Annotated in this window: 10 protein-coding genes and 1 tRNA gene; 9 read left to right on the top strand and 2 right to left on the bottom strand. The window is 61.9% G+C overall.

The genetic code is table 11. The features are described 5' to 3' along the window. Positions 1 to 398 precede the first annotated feature (398 nt). The 5 genes from ACMYR2_RS08750 to ACMYR2_RS08730 all read left to right on the top strand — a co-directional run bounded on the left by ACMYR2_RS08750 (position 399) and on the right by ACMYR2_RS08730 (position 10,233). A complete protein-coding gene (locus ACMYR2_RS08750; RefSeq protein WP_347263635.1) occupies positions 399 to 1,817 on the top strand; it encodes an efflux transporter outer membrane subunit in 1,419 nt (472 codons plus the stop codon). Beyond that, positions 1,807 to 3,186: an efflux RND transporter periplasmic adaptor subunit gene (locus tag ACMYR2_RS08745; RefSeq protein ID WP_347263634.1), complete on the top strand. Its 1,380-nt coding sequence runs from the start codon at positions 1,807 to 1,809 to the stop codon at positions 3,184 to 3,186. The genes ACMYR2_RS08750 and ACMYR2_RS08745 overlap by 11 nt, the downstream gene beginning before the upstream one ends. A 64-nt stretch (positions 3,187 to 3,250) precedes the next feature. Continuing rightward, entirely contained in the window at positions 3,251 to 6,373 is a 3,123-nt protein-coding gene (locus tag ACMYR2_RS08740; RefSeq protein ID WP_416193989.1) for an efflux RND transporter permease subunit, read from the top strand. Then, on the top strand, positions 6,373 to 9,471 hold the full coding sequence (locus tag ACMYR2_RS08735; protein ID WP_416193988.1) for an efflux RND transporter permease subunit: 3,099 nt from the start codon (positions 6,373 to 6,375) through the stop codon (positions 9,469 to 9,471). Before ACMYR2_RS08740 ends, ACMYR2_RS08735 begins: the two co-directional genes overlap by 1 nt. Before the next feature lie 48 nt (positions 9,472 to 9,519). Further along, positions 9,520 to 10,233 (top strand): tRNA-uridine aminocarboxypropyltransferase, encoded by a 714-nt coding sequence (locus ACMYR2_RS08730; RefSeq protein ID WP_347263629.1) that lies wholly within the window; start codon positions 9,520 to 9,522, stop codon positions 10,231 to 10,233. Between the two features lie 93 nt (positions 10,234 to 10,326). Here the strand turns inward: ACMYR2_RS08730 and ACMYR2_RS08725 are convergent, their stop codons facing one another. Then, the gene (locus ACMYR2_RS08725; protein WP_416193987.1) at positions 10,327 to 10,698 is read right to left on the bottom strand and encodes a hypothetical protein; all 372 of its coding nucleotides are present in this window, start codon (positions 10,696 to 10,698) and stop codon (positions 10,327 to 10,329) included. Positions 10,699 to 10,740: 42 nt separating this feature from the next. Here ACMYR2_RS08725 and ACMYR2_RS08720 point away from each other — a divergent pair, with 42 nt between their 5' ends. Continuing rightward, a complete protein-coding gene (locus tag ACMYR2_RS08720) occupies positions 10,741 to 11,214 on the top strand; it encodes a hypothetical protein (RefSeq protein ID WP_416193986.1) in 474 nt (157 codons plus the stop codon). 189 nt (positions 11,215 to 11,403) lie between these two features. After that, a tRNA-Cys gene (locus ACMYR2_RS08715) sits at positions 11,404 to 11,477 on the top strand. 77 nt (positions 11,478 to 11,554) lie between these two features. Here ACMYR2_RS08715 and ACMYR2_RS08710 read toward each other — a convergent pair. Continuing rightward, positions 11,555 to 11,749, bottom strand: coding sequence for a hypothetical protein (locus tag ACMYR2_RS08710; protein WP_347263627.1), 195 nt, complete (start codon positions 11,747 to 11,749; stop codon positions 11,555 to 11,557). A gap of 375 nt (positions 11,750 to 12,124) precedes the next feature. Between ACMYR2_RS08710 and glmS the strand changes: the two genes are divergently transcribed. Both glmS and ACMYR2_RS08700 read left to right on the top strand, forming a co-directional pair. Next, entirely contained in the window at positions 12,125 to 13,951 is a 1,827-nt protein-coding gene (gene glmS, locus ACMYR2_RS08705) for a glutamine--fructose-6-phosphate transaminase (isomerizing) (protein WP_347263626.1), read from the top strand. A gap of 117 nt (positions 13,952 to 14,068) precedes the next feature. Next, positions 14,069 to 14,842 carry a DUF502 domain-containing protein gene (locus tag ACMYR2_RS08700; protein WP_416193985.1) on the top strand — a complete coding sequence of 258 codons (774 nt, stop codon included), beginning with the start codon at positions 14,069 to 14,071 and terminating at the stop codon, positions 14,840 to 14,842. Positions 14,843 to 14,877: the final 35 nt, after the last annotated feature.

Here is a 14,877-nt window from a genome sequence, read left to right as displayed (position 1 = left end):
GTTTCTACGAACCGGCGGCGAACCCTCGCAGCGCTGCATGAAATCTTCGTAAGATTGGCGGCCGCGCCTCGGTCCAGGTTTCAGGAAACGCAGTAAAATCAGGTCTTTTCTGATAGAATCAGAACTCCGGCTCCAGTGGAGCGCGTCTCATGTTCTTGCTTCCGCAGGACTGTCCGTCGCCTGTTCGGACAGCTAGAATAGGGCGGTTCTTTAGAGAAAGCATTACTTCCGGTGGCCGGGTCGCTATATTTCAGAAAAGATTGGTACTGCGGTGCTTCAGGCTCACGTCAATACCTTTCGCCGCCTCTGTCCTTCCTTTGGGGGCCGGTGTGAGTGCTTCCGCCGCCAGGGCTTTGAGCCATCCCCGGAGATACGCGACGTGGATTCGGCGTTCCGCCATGCTCCTGCCGCTATGGGCGGCGGTCGCGGCGTCGGCCGGCTGCATTCTGACACGGGATATTCCGGATCCGGCGCTGGATATTCCAGTAGGGTACAAGGCCGCGAGCGCGACCGCGGCGGCGGACGCCCTGCCGGCGCTCGACTGGTGGCGCGGCTTTCGCTCGTCCGAACTCACGTCCCTGATGGAAGAGGCCCAGACCGTCAACCTCGATATCGCGGCGGCGGCCGCGAGGATCGTGCAGGCCGACCGGCAGGCGCGGATCATCGGCGCGGCGCTGTTGCCGAGCGTCAGCATCGGCGGGCAGGAATCCTATTTCCGCACGTCGGGTTCGAGCCAAAGCGGCCTGACCAATCGTGGCCGGGAAGTCGTGAACTATTCGGGCACGTTGAGCGGCGCCAGCTATGAGCTCGATTTCTGGGGCAAGAACCGCGACGCCACGCTGGCCGCGCTGGAAACGGCCAACGCCAGCCGCTTTGACCGCGACGTGGTCGCGCTGACGACGCTGGTCAGCGTCGCGAATGCCTATTTCCAGGTCCTCACGGCGCAGGACCGCATTCGCACCGCCGAACGCAACATCGCCAGCGCCCGGCGTATTCTGGACGCGCTCAAACAGCGGCTGAGCGCCGGAACCGGATCCGACCTCGACGTTGCGCAGCAGGAGAGCGTGCTGGCAAATCTGCGCGCGAACGTTCCGCAACTCAGGCAGACGCTGGTACAGAACATCAACGCGCTCGCGACGCTGGTGGCTCGCCCGCCGGAAAGCGTGACCGTCAAGGGCGGTTCGCTCAACCACATCACCGCGCCACGGGTGACGCCCGGGCTGCCATCCGAATTGCTGACCCAGCGCCCGGACATCCGCAGTCAGGAGTTGCAGCTCGCCTCGGCGACCGCAAATGTCGGTAGCGCGCGGGCACAGTTCTTTCCGAGCATTCAGTTGACCGCGCAGGGCGGCTACCAGAGCCCGGCGCTGGTCGCGCTGTTCGCCCCCAATGCCGCATTCTTCAACCTCGCCGGCTCGCTGACGCAGCCGATCTTCGATGGCCGCAGGATCCTCAGCAATTTCGAACTCACGAAGGCGAGGCAGGACGAACTGCTTCAGACTTACCGCAAGACGGTGGTCTCGGCGTTCGCCGATGTCGGCAACGCGCTGACCGCCGTGCGTCAGACCGCCGAGCGGCTGCGCCTCCAGCGTGAGGTCGTGGCCGCTTCGCGCAAAGCGTTCCAGCTCTCCGAGCAACAGCTACAGGCCGGCACCGCCGACATCATTATCGTGCTGAACACGCAATTGACGCTTTTTCAGGCGGAAGATGTCCTGTCGCAAGCACAGCTTGCACGGTTACAGGCGATCGTGAGTCTCTATCAGGCCCTGGGCGGCGGATGGGAGCCGCGGATCGAGAGGGCGGGCAATGCTCTTTAGACCGGGCCTTGACGAAACAGCGAAAGCAGCCAGCGAAAGGCTGTCCGGCACGAGAGCAGCAAGCGGCCGTCGGCGTCCCCTGTGGATCGCCATCACGCTTCTGATCGTCGGAGGGCTTGCCTATCTCGGCTGGACCGCGTTTTCTCAAAAGAAGCGCGATGCAAGCTGGGAACGTCCCGATCGCGCGGTTCCGGTGCTGGCGGCGACGGCGCGCATCCAGGACGTGCCGGTCTATCTCGACGGCGTCGGAGCCGTCCGCGCGCTGAGCACCGTTACGGTGCGTTCTCAGGTCAACGGCAAGCTGATCGCCGTCAACTTCACCGAAGGTCAGGACGTCAAGAAAGGCGACGTGCTGGGCGAAATCGAGCCCGTGATCTATCAGGCCCAGTACGATCAGGCGGTCGCGAAGAAGGCACAGGACGAAGCACAGCTCGCCAACATGCGCCTCGATCTGAAACGCTACGAGCAACTGGCCGCCTCCAGCGCCGGTTCGAAGCAGCAGGCGGATACCCAGAGGGCGGTCGTCGCGCAGCAGGAGGCGCTGGTCAAGGCCGATCAGGCCGCGATCGACAACGCGCAGGCGATGCTCGGTTTCACCAAGATCGTCGCGCCGATTTCCGGCCGGGTGGGCCTGCGCCAGGTCGATCGCGGCAACATCATCAACACCGCGGATGCCACCGGACTGGTCATCATTACGCAGCTTCAACCCATCTCGGTCCAGTTCAGCCTTCCGCAACAGCAGATCACGCGCGTGAATGCCGCGGCAGCCAAGGGCGAGATCGAAGTCGATGTATTCGGAAACGACGGCACCACGGTCATCGACACTGGCAAGCTGATCGGCATCGATAATCAGGTTGATCCGACGACCGGCACCCTAAGGCTGAGGGCCGCTTTTCAGAATGAGCATTTTCAGCTCTGGCCGGGCCAGTTCGTCAATGTGCGCATCAAGGTTGAAACGCTGTCGCAAGCGACGGTCATACCGACATCGGCGGTGCAGCGCGGCCCCCTCGGAACCTTCAGCTACGTGATCGGCGACGACGACATCGTGAAGGCCAAGCCGGTGACGGTGCGGCAGCAGGACGAAAAGGACGCCGTGATCGCCAAGGGCGTTGCTCCTGCCGATCGCGTGGTCACGACCGGATTCGCCAATCTCTCCGACGGCGCAAAGGTAACGGTCGGCCAGAATGATCAGGCGCCGACGGCCGATCTCGCGCCGCAGGCGCGGCGGGACAGGCGCGGCGCTCGCCGAGGCGGTGACGGCAATGGCAGCGAGCGTCGCGGGCGGCGGAGCGAGAGAGGCCAGAATCAATCCGGCGGCGGGGCACAGGAAAACGGGCAGTCCGGCGGGGAATCGAAGCCTCGGCCATAACTCAGGGGATGCGGCACTGAGCATCGAACCCGCCGCAGCGCGCTGCCAGACGAGTTGATCAGAGATGGGTGTTTCGGAACCTTTTATCCGTCGTCCGATCGCGACCTCCTTGCTGGGGATCGCACTGATGATCGGGGGCGCACTCGGTTATTGGGCGCTGCCGGTCTCCGCGCTGCCGCAGGTCGATTTCCCGACAGTGCAGGTGAGGACCCAGCTACCGGGCGCCAGTCCCGATGTCGTGGCGTCATTGCTGACGGCGCCGCTGGAACGTCAGCTCGGACAGATCCCGTCGCTGTCGTCGATGACGTCGACAAGTTCGTTCGGGCTCAGCCAGATTTCCCTGCAGTTCAACCTGGATCGGGATATCGACGGCGCCACGCAGGACGTGCAGGCGGCCATCAACGCGGCGGCGGGGATCCTGCCGAGAAACCTGCCGTACCCGCCGACCTACGCCAAGGTGAATCCAGCCGATGCGCCGGTGATGACGCTCGCCCTGACCTCGGACACGGTCTCGATGCGCGCCATGAGCGATATCGCGGATACCATTCTCACTCAGCGCCTCAGTCAGATCTCGGGCGTCGGCCGTGTTTCCGTGCTCGGAGGCATGAAGCCGGCGGTGCGCGTTCAGGCCGATCTCACGCGGCTGGCCGCCTATGGTATTTCAATGGAGGATCTGCGCAACGCGATCGCCAGCGCCAACGTTTCCGGCCCCAAGGGGTCGCTGGACGGCGCGCAGCAAGCCTATACGATCGCGGCGAACGACCAGGTCACGACGGCCGACGCATACCGGCCCATCATTATCGCTTACCGTAACGGTTCTCCGGTCACGATCGGCGATGTCGCCCGGATCGTCGATGGACTGGAGAACGATCGCACCGGCGGCTGGTACAACGGAACGCCGGCCGTCATCGTCGATATCCAGCGTCAGCCCGGCGCCAATGTGATCGAGGTTGTCCGGCAGATCCGGGAGGAGATTCCGAAACTCCAAAGCGCGATTCCGGCCGGTGTCGACCTGGCCGTCGTCAGCGACCGGACCGTGACAATCCGCGCATCCGTCCACGACGTGCAGTTCACGCTCATTCTCAGCATCGTCCTCGTTACGCTCGTCGTGCTGCTTTTCCTGCGCTCGCTCCGGGCGACGTTGATCGCGGGGGTGGCGCTGCCGCTGTCGCTGATCACCAGTTTCGGCATCATGTATTTCGCAGGCTTCAGCCTCGACAACCTGTCCCTGATGGCGCTGACGATCGGCACCGGATTCGTGGTCGACGACGCCATCGTGATGATCGAAAACATCGTCCGGCACATCGAGAACGGCGAGAGCGTCATGGAAGCCGCGCTCCGGGGCGCACGCGAGATCGCCTTCACCGTGATCTCGCTGACGGTTTCGCTGATCGCGGTGTTCATCCCGCTGCTGTTCATGTCCGGGCTGGTCGGAAGGATGTTCCGCGAGTTCGCCCTGACGCTGACGATCGCGGTGGTCACTTCCGCCGTGGTGTCGCTCACCCTGACGCCGATGATGTGCTCGCGGCTGCTCAAACGCTCGGAAGGAGGGGTTTCGATCCCCGGAGTGGCGGCGGTCAACCGCGGTATCGACCGGATGGTCGCGTTCTATCATTGGACGCTGTTATGGGTTCTCCGGCATCAGCAGGCGACACTGGGCGTTGTCTTCGTGACGATCGTCGCGACGATGCTGCTTTACGCCGTCGCGCCAAAGGGTTTCCTGCCCCTGCAGGACACGGCGTCGATTATCGCCGTAACCGAAGCGGGCCCCGACGTCTCCTTCGCCGAAATGCAAAGGTGCCAGGCCGAGGTCGCGGCCGTGATCAAGGCGGATCCCGACGTCACGGGCGTGGTATCCGTCATTGGCGCCGCTTCGGTGAATCCGACCACGAATGCCGGCCGCCTGGTGATGACGCTGCATCCGCGCAGCGACCGCCGTGACGACGTCGCGGCCGTCATCACGCGCCTGAAGGCGCGCGTCGCTTCGATCCCCGGCATGACGGTTTATTTTCAACCGGTGCAGGATATCCAGATCAGTTCGCGGACCAGCCGCTCGCTGTATCAATACACCTTGACGGGGACCGACGCGGCCCAGGTTTCGGAGTGGGTCCGCAAGCTGGTCGAGGAACTGCGCCGCGATCCGCTGTTCCGGGATGTATCCTCGGAAGCGCAGGACTCAGGCCTTCGCGCCGCGCTGAACATCGACCGCGCACGCGCGGGCCAGTTTGGCGTCAGCCTGCAGGCGGTCAATGACACGCTGAACGACGCCTTTGCCCAGCGGCAGATATCGACGGTTTATGGACAGGCCAACCAGTATCGCGTCGTGCTGGAGGCCCTGCCGCAGTATCAGCGAGACCCCTCGATCCTCTCCAAGCTCTTTCTGCCGGGCGTGGCGGGGGCCCAGGTGCCGCTATCCGCCGTCGCGACGCTGACCCGAACCACCGCGCCGCTGGCGATCTCTCATCAGGCGCAATTCCCGGCATCCTCGCTCAGCTTCAATCTCGCTCCGGGAGAGGCGCTTGGCGACGCCGTGGAAAGGGTCAAGACCATTGAGACCCGCATCGGCATGCCCTCCAATATCGTCGGCATGTTTTCCGGCGATGCGGCCGAATTCTCGAAATCGCTTGCCGGTCAGCCCTGGCTGATCCTGGCCGCGCTGGTCACGATCTACATCGTGCTGGGGGTCCTCTACGAAAGCTATATTCATCCGATCACGATCCTCTCGACACTGCCTTCGGCGGGCATCGGAGCCATTCTCGCCCTGATGCTGTTCGGACAGGATCTGTCGGTGATCGGTCTGATCGGCATCATTCTTCTGATGGGCATCGTGAAGAAGAACGCGATCATGATGATCGACTTCGCGCTGGAGGCCGAACGCCGTCAGGGCATGTCTTCGACGGATGCAATCGTGCAGGCGTGCCTGCTCCGGTTCAGGCCCATCATGATGACGACGCTGGCGGCGCTGTTCGGCGCGCTGCCGCTGGCGATTGAAAGCGGCACAGGCTCGGAGTTACGGTTTCCTCTCGGCATTTCGATCATCGGCGGCCTGCTGCTCAGTCAGTTGCTCACGCTTTACACCACGCCCGTAATCTATCTGGCGCTCGACCGGCTGAACAAGCGAATCGAGCAAGCCGTTCCGACTGGCGGTTCTGGGCCTCCGCCGGGCGCGATCGAGGGCATGAAATAATGGCTTCGATCTCCGAGCCGTTCATCCGGAGACCGGTCGGCACCACGCTGCTCGCCATCGGGCTGTTTCTCATCGGCGTCGTCGCTTACGGCGTGCTTCCGGTGGCTTCGGTTCCCAATGTCGACTTCCCGATGATCAGGGTGTCGGCGAGCCGGCCGGGCGCGTCGCCCTCGGTGATGGCGGCTACCGTCGCCGCGCCGCTGGAGCGGCGCCTCGGCGAGATCGCCGGCGTCGAACAGATCACATCCTCGAGCACCCTGGGCGCCACCAGCATCAATTTGCAGTTCGCCATCGGGCGCGATATCGATCACGCGGCGCGCGATGTGCAAGCGGCGATCAACGCGTCGCTCGCCAATCTGCCGACGGATCTGCCGACCTTGCCGAAATTCCGCAAGGTCAATCCCGCTGCGTCTCCGGTCTTTATTCTGGCGCTGACATCAAAAACCATGCCGACCAGCGCCATCTATGACGTCGCTGATACGGTTCTCGTTCAGCGCGTTTCGCAGGTTCCGGGAGTGGGCGAGGTTTCCGTCAGTGGCGCTGACCAACCGGCTGTGCGGATCGCGCTCAATCCGGTCGCGCTCTCGAACGCGGGCATCTCGACCGACGATGTCCGGACCGCGATCGTGAATGCCAATCCGCTCGGCCCTGTCGGAATCTTCAATGGCGACCGCCAGAGCGAGACGCTATCGACCAACCGGCAGATGCGTAGCGCGGCGGAATTCAGGGACATCGTTATAAAGATCTCGGGAGGAAATTTCGTCCGGCTCTCAGACGTGGCCGAGATCAAGGACGCCACGCGAAACAGCCGCTCGATCGCCTGGTTCAACAAGCAGCCCGCGGTGCTGATCCAGGTCACCAAGCAGGGCGACGCCAATGTCATCGACACCGTCGACCGGGTGAGGGCGCTGCTGCCCGAACTCAAGAAATGGATCCCGGCCGGTATCGAAGTCTCCATCATCGTCGATCGCACCGGCACCATCCGCGCCAGCGTCGAGGACATGGAATGGACGCTGCTGGCGACAGCGTTCCTGGTGATGGTCGTTGTCTTTGCGTTCCTTCGGCGGTTGACGCCGACGGTCGCGGCAGGCGTATCGGTTCCGCTGGCGCTGGCCGGTACATGCGCCGGGATGTGGCTGGCAGGCTTCTCGATCGACAACCTGTCCCTGATGGCGCTGGCCATTTCGGTCGGTTTCGTTGTCGACGACGCCATCGTCATGATCGAGAACATGTACCGCAATCTGGAACAGGGCCTGCCGCCGTACCGGGCGGCGCTCGAAGGAGCAAGGCAGATCGGTTTTACCGTGCTCTCGATCAGCCTGTCGCTGATCGCCGCCTTCACGCCGCTGATCTTCATGGACGGCATTGTCGGCCGGCTGCTGCGGGAGTTCTCGCTCACGCTCACGTTTGCGATCATCGTGTCGACGGTCGTGTCGTTGACGGTCACGCCGATGATCTGCGCCCACTACATCAAAAGCGCGACATCCACGGATGCGACCCGGTTCGACCGGCTGGTTGAGGGTCTGCTGTCGCGAATCGTAGCGTTCTATACGCGCACGCTGCGCGTCGTACTCGGCTTTCCCGTCCTGATGTTGCTGGTATTCTTCGCAACGATCGCCTTGACGGTGACGCTGTATATCAAGACGCCGAAGGGTTATTTCCCGATCGACGATAGCGGCTTCATCATCGGCGCGACACGCGCGTCACCCGACGTTTCCTTTCAGTCCATGCTCGAGCTTCAACAGCGCGTCATGGATATCGTGATGGCTGACCCCGCCGTACAGGGAATCGGATCATCGATCGGCGGCGGCGGCACGCGCGGAGGCTCAAACCGGGGATTCATGTATATCAGCCTGAAGCCGCCCGCCGAACGAGGGAAATTGACGACCCAGCAGGCGATCGATCGGCTTCGACGAAATCTTGGTGACGTGCCGGGCATCAGGCTATTCATGTTCGCCGCACAGGACATCCGCGGCGGAGGCCGCCAGAGCGATTCAAACTATCAGTACACGCTCACCAGCACCGACCTCGACCTGTTGCAGAAGTGGGCGCCTCTTGTCGCCAAGCGCATGCAGGCGGTCGAGGGAATCACCGACGTGTCGAGCGACCGCGAGACAGGAGGTTTGCAACTGACCCTGTCGATCGACAGGCAGAAGGCGTCCAGCCTCGGGGTCAGGGTTCAGGATATCGACAACGCGCTCAACAACGCGTTCTCGCAGCGGCAGATCTCGATCGTTTACACCCAGCGGAATCAGTATCAGGTCATTCTGGAAATCGATCCGCGGTTTCAGGAAGACCCATCCCATCTTGAGCGCATCTTCGTCGCGGGAGCCAACGGCGTGCAGATTCCGTTGTCCGCCGTCGCCCGCTACCAGCGGCAGCTGTCGCCGCTCGCCGTTTATCATTCACAATCGTTTCCATCGGTGACGGTGTCCTTCAACACGTTGCCGGGCGTGGAACTTCAGGATGCTACCGCCAACATTCAACGCGCAGTCGATGAGCTGCACATGCCCGAGGGCATTCGTGGAGGCTTCGAGGGAAGCGCGGCCGATTTCCGCAAAACATCGGGGCGGCAGCCGCTGCTGATTCTCGGCGCGTTTGTCGCGGTGTATATTGTGCTCGGGGTTCTCTATGAGAGTCTCGCCCATCCGCTCACGATTATTTCCACCCTGCCATCGGCGGGTCTCGGAGCGCTCCTGGCCTTGCAGATCACCGGCACGCCGCTGTCGGTCATTGCGTTCGTCGGAATCATTCTTCTCATCGGCATCGTCAAGAAGAACGGAATCATGATCGTCGATTTCGCGCTGGAAGCCGAACGCCAACGCGGATTGTCATCCGCGGACGCCATCTTCGAGGCGTGTCGCGTGCGCTTTCGGCCGATCATCATGACGACAATGGCCGCGCTTTTCGCCGCGATCCCGCTGGTGCTCGCGACCGGTCCGGGAACGGAACTGCGGCGGCCGCTCGGCATCACCATCATCGGCGGGCTTCTCGTTTCACAAATCCTGACCCTCTATACGACCCCGGTCATCTATCTCCTGATCGACCGGGTGCGGCGGCGAGGCGAGGCCGTGCCCGCCGCCGCACCAGCCGAATAGCCGGAAGCGATCGGTTGCGGGCCGGATCGACGCGGCGTATAGCGGGCGATGTCCAGCAACTCCGAAAACTCCGCCGCAGAACGTGAAGCGCTTCCGCAATGCGGGCGCTGTCACAAGGCGGAAGTGTTCTGCGTTTGCGGCAGCATCGAGCAGATCAAAAGCCGGACCGCGCTGCTTGTTCTGCAGCATCCCCAGGAGCAGGATAAGGCGCTCGGAACTGCCCGGCTGACCGCGCTGCATTTCGAGGACGCCGTCCTGAAGATCGGTCTGTCCTGGCCCAGCCTTTCGAAAGCATTGGGACGGCCGGTGCATGACCCCTCGCGCTGGGCGGTGCTTTACCTCGGCTCGGTCAGGGCCGACCGCTTCAATGCCGACCGCGCCATCGTCGCAATCGATCGCAACGGCCAGATGAAGACCGACCAACGCGCGGCTCTCGCGGATATCGAGGGCGTCGTGCTGCTCGATGGCACATGGAGCCAGGCCAAGGCACTGTGGTGGCGCAATCCATGGATGCTGAAATGCCAGCGCGTCGTCCTGGCGCCCGCGCGGGCCTCCCGTTACGGCAAGCTGCGCAAGGAGCCGCGACGCGACGGCCTCGCCACGATCGAGGCGGCGGCGATCATGCTCGCCGGACTCGAAGATCGGCCGGACATCGAGACCACATTGCTCGCGAGCTTCGATCGGATGCTGACAAAATATCAGGAGGCGCAGGCGGGAATGCCCGAACTTGCACCCCGGCCAAGACGCCGCCGACGCCGATGAAACTATAGCGTTTTCGAGCGAACCACGTCCTCGGGTGTGACCTCATTTCGCGAACGGCTGAAGGATCCGGCCACTTTTGAAGTGGCGGCTGGATCAGTCTGATGTATCAAGTTCGCTCAAATCGAGCAGGCGGAGGCCAGGTTGAATATTCGCGCACTGACCAGTTCGCTCATCACCGGGATTGCTGTCTTTGTGCCGGCCCAGTGCTTGGCGGCGGGTGTGCCGGAACGCTTCATAGGCGTGTGGCAGGCCATCGAAAATGAAGATCAGGCTTGCAAAGCCTCGGACTGGAATTCCGATCGGCACACCGATACGCACATCAAGATCGAGACGGGACTCGTTCGCTATCATGAGAGCGAGTGCCGGTTCAAATCCGTAACCCAGCCAAAGCCCGTATTCGACAGTGGCGCTGTTCATGTCGCGATGACGTGTGATGGTGAAGGCGAGCGATGGTCGCAAACCCAACTGTGGCAGATCCTCCCATTGGGGGGGAATGACAAACTCGCCATGGTCAACGTCAGCAAGCAGCGCCCCGGCATCAGTCTTTACCGGAAGTGCGACGGTGAGAATGCCGCCGTCGCGCCCAAGGATACGACACGCCCGGCGACGGGAGAGACCGGCGATATGCGCTCTGCGATGGGGGTCGGGCGTCATTGCTTTGCGCAGGAAGGCGAGGGAGCCGAATTCAGCCTCAGCGTTGGATCATCCGGGTCGGCGTCGTTCTCGGTCGATGTCGTCAATCCGCGCACGAAACATTTGTGCTCCGCGAAAGGCACGGCAGCCGAAACAGCGCGAGGCTGGCGCTATGTCGACAAAAGCCAGCCGGCAGAGGTTTGCCAGATCGATATCGAGATATCAGATCGCATCCGGTTTCGATTTGCCAATGAGAGTTGCGAGCGTCGCTACTGCGGCGCCAGAGCATCGATCTCATCATTGGAGTTTTCGGCACAGGACAAGAAAGAATCTTGTTCCCGGAAGTGAGATTGCCGTGCACCGCCGGCATGCTTATCAGCGGACGTCTGCATTCCCAGGCCAGGTCGAGGCCGGTGGAACGCCACCTGGACGGCAGTTTCAGAAATGCCGCGGATCGCAGTTTCAGAAATTCGCGCCTGGGAATATGAGCAAGGTTGCTTAAGTGACTGTCACTCTATAATAAGTCCGGGATGAAGGGGCCACGTGGCGGAGTGGTTACGCAACGGTCTGCAAAACCGTGTACACCAGTTCAATTCTGGTCGTGGCCTCCATAATACAATCAATATGTTATGATAACTATCTGATGGAATTCACGTTTTACAGATCCATCAATCAATTTCGCAGTGGTTCAGCAGGCGCCGTTCCAGCCCTCGGGAAATGGAATGAAGGGCCAGGCGACTTCATTGTCGTTCGCGGCTTGCGGCAGTTCGCCGGAACGCATCCGGTCAGCCTGCGGCTGCGCGTTTCGCACGGCTTCTTCGATGCGCGGCGCGAGCACGTCACTCACTGCGCTTAGCAATCGTTCAAACTCAACTTCACTCATGTACGCCTCTCTGGTCTGTCATACAGAGTGCCAGAAACGGATTGGGCTCCCGTTGCGGAAATCGCTAAAATTGTCTGGATCTGGCCCTAAAAACTGCGACACGATTTTGAGCCTCGCACATGACCCGACCGACCGACATCCTCGACATCGCGGATCGCCGATTTGCATGCAAACAAGGTTATCGAGTGCTTACCGTGGCAGGTTCGCCTGCGGGCTGGCCTCGCGAGGCGGGGATGTCCGGACGCTGGCGGATTGCGTCCAGACCGTTTTAACACTGCCGCAATCGGCGATGATTACTGTTTCCGGATGGTCCGGGTTTCGTTAAGAGGGCGCGGCCTTTTCGCGATCTTCTGAGTTTGGGAGATATTGATCCGCATGTGCGGTATTGTAGGAATTCTGGGGCGCGGTCCGGTAGCGGAGCAACTGGTTGATTCGCTTAGGCGTCTCGAATACCGCGGTTACGATTCCGCCGGCATTGCCACGCTGGAAGGCGCGTGTCTGGCGCGCCGTCGCGCCGAGGGCAAGCTGCGAAACCTCGCCGGGCGGCTCCAGGCCGAACCGCTGATCGGGCAGGTCGGGATCGGGCACACGCGCTGGGCGACGCACGGCAGACCAACAGAGAACAACGCGCACCCCCATGCGACCGAGCGCGTGGCCGTCGTCCACAACGGCATCATCGAGAATTTTCGCGAACTGCGCGAGAAGCTTCAGAAAAACGGAGCGGTTTTCGAAACTGAAACCGATACGGAAGCCGTGCTCCATCTGGTGGATGGCTATCTTGCCGCCGGCATCAATCCGGTCGAGGCGGTCAGAGCCACGTTGTCGCAGCTTCGCGGCGCCTTCGCGCTCGGTTTTATTTTCGCAGCCGACGAAGACATTCTGATCTGCGCGCGGAACGGACCTCCGCTGGCGATCGGGTATGGCGACGGCGAAATGTATCTGGGATCTGATGCGATTGCGCTCGGGCCTCTGACGAATACGATCAGCTACCTCGAAGATGGCGATTGGGCTGTTTTGACGCATGACGGCGCGACAGTCTACGACCACCATAACGCCGTCGTTCAGCGCGAGGTGGTCAAGCAGAGCGCTTCGGCTTCTCTGGTCGACAAGTCGAACTATCGCCACTTCATGGCGAAGGAGATCCACGAACAGCCCGAAGTGGTGGGACACACGCTGGCCCGCTATGTCGACATGGCGAGCGAGCGCGTATCGCTTCCGGTGGATCTTCCGTTCGATTTTCGCGAGATCAAGCGGGTCTCGATCATCGCGTGCGGAACCGCCAATTATGCCGGCTACATCGGTAAATACTGGCTGGAGCGGCTGGGCCGGCTGGTCGTCGAAATCGATATTGCGTCCGAGTTTCGCTATCGTGAAGCGCCGCTCGGGGAGGGCGATCTCGCCATCTTCATTTCGCAATCCGGTGAGACCGCCGATACGCTCGCGGCCCTGCGATACGCCAAGCAGCATGGGTTGCACACGCTCTCGATCGTCAACGTCACGACGTCGACGATCGCCCGCGAAAGCGGGACGATGCTGCAAACGCTGGCGGGGCCGGAGATCGGCGTCGCATCGACCAAGGCTTTCACCTGCCAGCTGATGGTGCTCGCCACCCTCGCGATCGCCGCAGGCAAGGTGCGCGGCGAATTATCCGATGAAGATGAAGCCCGGCTCGTGCACGGTCTGATTGAAGTTCCGCGACTGATGTCGGAAGCGCTGGCCACCGAACCGCAGATCGACAGGCTCGCGCGCGAGATCGCCAAATCCAGGGACGTCCTGTATCTCGGACGCGGCACCAGTTATCCGCTTGCCCTGGAGGGAGCGCTCAAGCTCAAGGAAATCTCCTACATCCATGCGGAAGGTTACGCCGCGGGCGAGCTCAAGCATGGACCGATCGCATTGATCGACGAGAACATGCCTGTGGTGGTGATCGCCCCCTATGACCGCGTCTTCGAGAAGACCGTGTCCAACATGCAGGAGGTCGCGGCGCGCGGCGGCAACATCATTCTCATGACCGACGCAAAAGGAGCGGCGGAGGCCGCCGTCGAGCCGCTGGAGACGATCATCATGCCCGATATGGCGGCCACTTTCGCAGCATTGGTCTATGCGGTGCCGGTGCAGTTGCTGGCTTATCATACCGCGGTCGTGATGGGCACGGATGTCGATCAGCCGCGCAATCTGGCAAAATCCGTCACTGTTGAATAAGACGGAGCCCGCAAAGGCGTCCATCGCATGCACAACATGCAAAGTTTGATAGAATGCCTATATAAGCAGGCATCAGCCTTCTGAAAGCCTTTTTGGACGTCTTGATCTGGAACCACGATGACGCGTGACGACCCTTCGAGCAGCGCACCAGACGACCACCACCCGGATATGCCTCGCGGGCTCATCGCGCGATTCCGGAATTACTTTCTGACCGGCCTGATTGTCGCAGGCCCGGTGGCGATAACGCTTTACCTGACCTGGTGGTTCGTGAACTGGGTCGACAACCTGGTGCGGCCGTTCGTCCCGATGGCATATCGGCCGGAAACGTACCTGCCTTTCATATTGCCCGGATCGGGCCTGATCGTCGCGGTGTTCGCGCTGACCATGCTCGGCTTCCTGACGGCCAACCTGATCGGCAGGACGCTGGTTGAAATCGGCGAGAAAGTGCTCGGCCGCATGCCGGTGGTGCGGGCGATCTATCGCGGGCTCAAGCAGGTCTTCGAAACGCTTTTCTCCGGATCCGGATCGAGTCTCCGCAGGGTCGGTCTGGTTGAATTCCCATCGCCCGGCATGTGGTCGATCGTGCTCATCTCGCAGGTGCCAAGCGCGAATGTCGCGGCCCGGCTTCCCTCTCAGGAGGAGCATATTTCGGTGTTCCTGCCCTGCGCGCCCAACCCGACCACGGGCTTCTTCTTCTACGTACCCAAGAGCAGGGTGGTCGAGATCGACATGAGCACGGAGGAGGCGGCAACTCTGATCATGTCGGCCGGCGTCGTTCAGCCGAACTCGGATCCGCAGAAGAAACTCGCGGCCCTCGCGGAAATGGCCGAGGCGTCGCGGGTCGCGAATGCCTCCAACCTCGCGTCCACTACAGCCGCGAAGGTTGACTGACGCTATAGCGTTTTCACGCGAACCGGTGATCCATC

This window comes from Nitrobacter sp. TKz-YC01, assembly GCF_047824785.1.
In the GTDB taxonomy this organism is placed as follows: Bacteria; Pseudomonadota; Alphaproteobacteria; order Rhizobiales; family Xanthobacteraceae; genus Nitrobacter.
The sequence above is the reverse complement of the archived record's forward strand: the minus strand, read 5'-3'. Positions and strand labels throughout refer to the sequence as shown.

What these genes read in the sequence shown, in the direction of transcription:
- ACMYR2_RS08750 (WP_347263635.1), top strand. Translation starts at nt 399, where the DNA reads ATGCTCCTGCCGCTATGGGCGGCGGTCGCGGCGTCGGCCGGCTGCATT.
- ACMYR2_RS08745 (WP_347263634.1), top strand. Translation starts at nt 1,807, where the DNA reads ATGCTCTTTAGACCGGGCCTTGACGAAACAGCGAAAGCAGCCAGCGAA.
- ACMYR2_RS08740 (WP_416193989.1), top strand. Translation starts at nt 3,251, where the DNA reads ATGGGTGTTTCGGAACCTTTTATCCGTCGTCCGATCGCGACCTCCTTG.
- ACMYR2_RS08735 (WP_416193988.1), top strand. Translation starts at nt 6,373, where the DNA reads ATGGCTTCGATCTCCGAGCCGTTCATCCGGAGACCGGTCGGCACCACG.
- ACMYR2_RS08730 (WP_347263629.1), top strand. Translation starts at nt 9,520, where the DNA reads ATGTCCAGCAACTCCGAAAACTCCGCCGCAGAACGTGAAGCGCTTCCG.
- ACMYR2_RS08720 (WP_416193986.1), top strand. Translation starts at nt 10,741, where the DNA reads ATGGTCAACGTCAGCAAGCAGCGCCCCGGCATCAGTCTTTACCGGAAG.
- ACMYR2_RS08710 (WP_347263627.1), bottom strand. Translation starts at nt 11,749, where the DNA reads ATGAGTGAAGTTGAGTTTGAACGATTGCTAAGCGCAGTGAGTGACGTG.
- glmS (WP_347263626.1), top strand. Translation starts at nt 12,125, where the DNA reads ATGTGCGGTATTGTAGGAATTCTGGGGCGCGGTCCGGTAGCGGAGCAA.
- ACMYR2_RS08700 (WP_416193985.1), top strand. Translation starts at nt 14,069, where the DNA reads ATGACGCGTGACGACCCTTCGAGCAGCGCACCAGACGACCACCACCCG.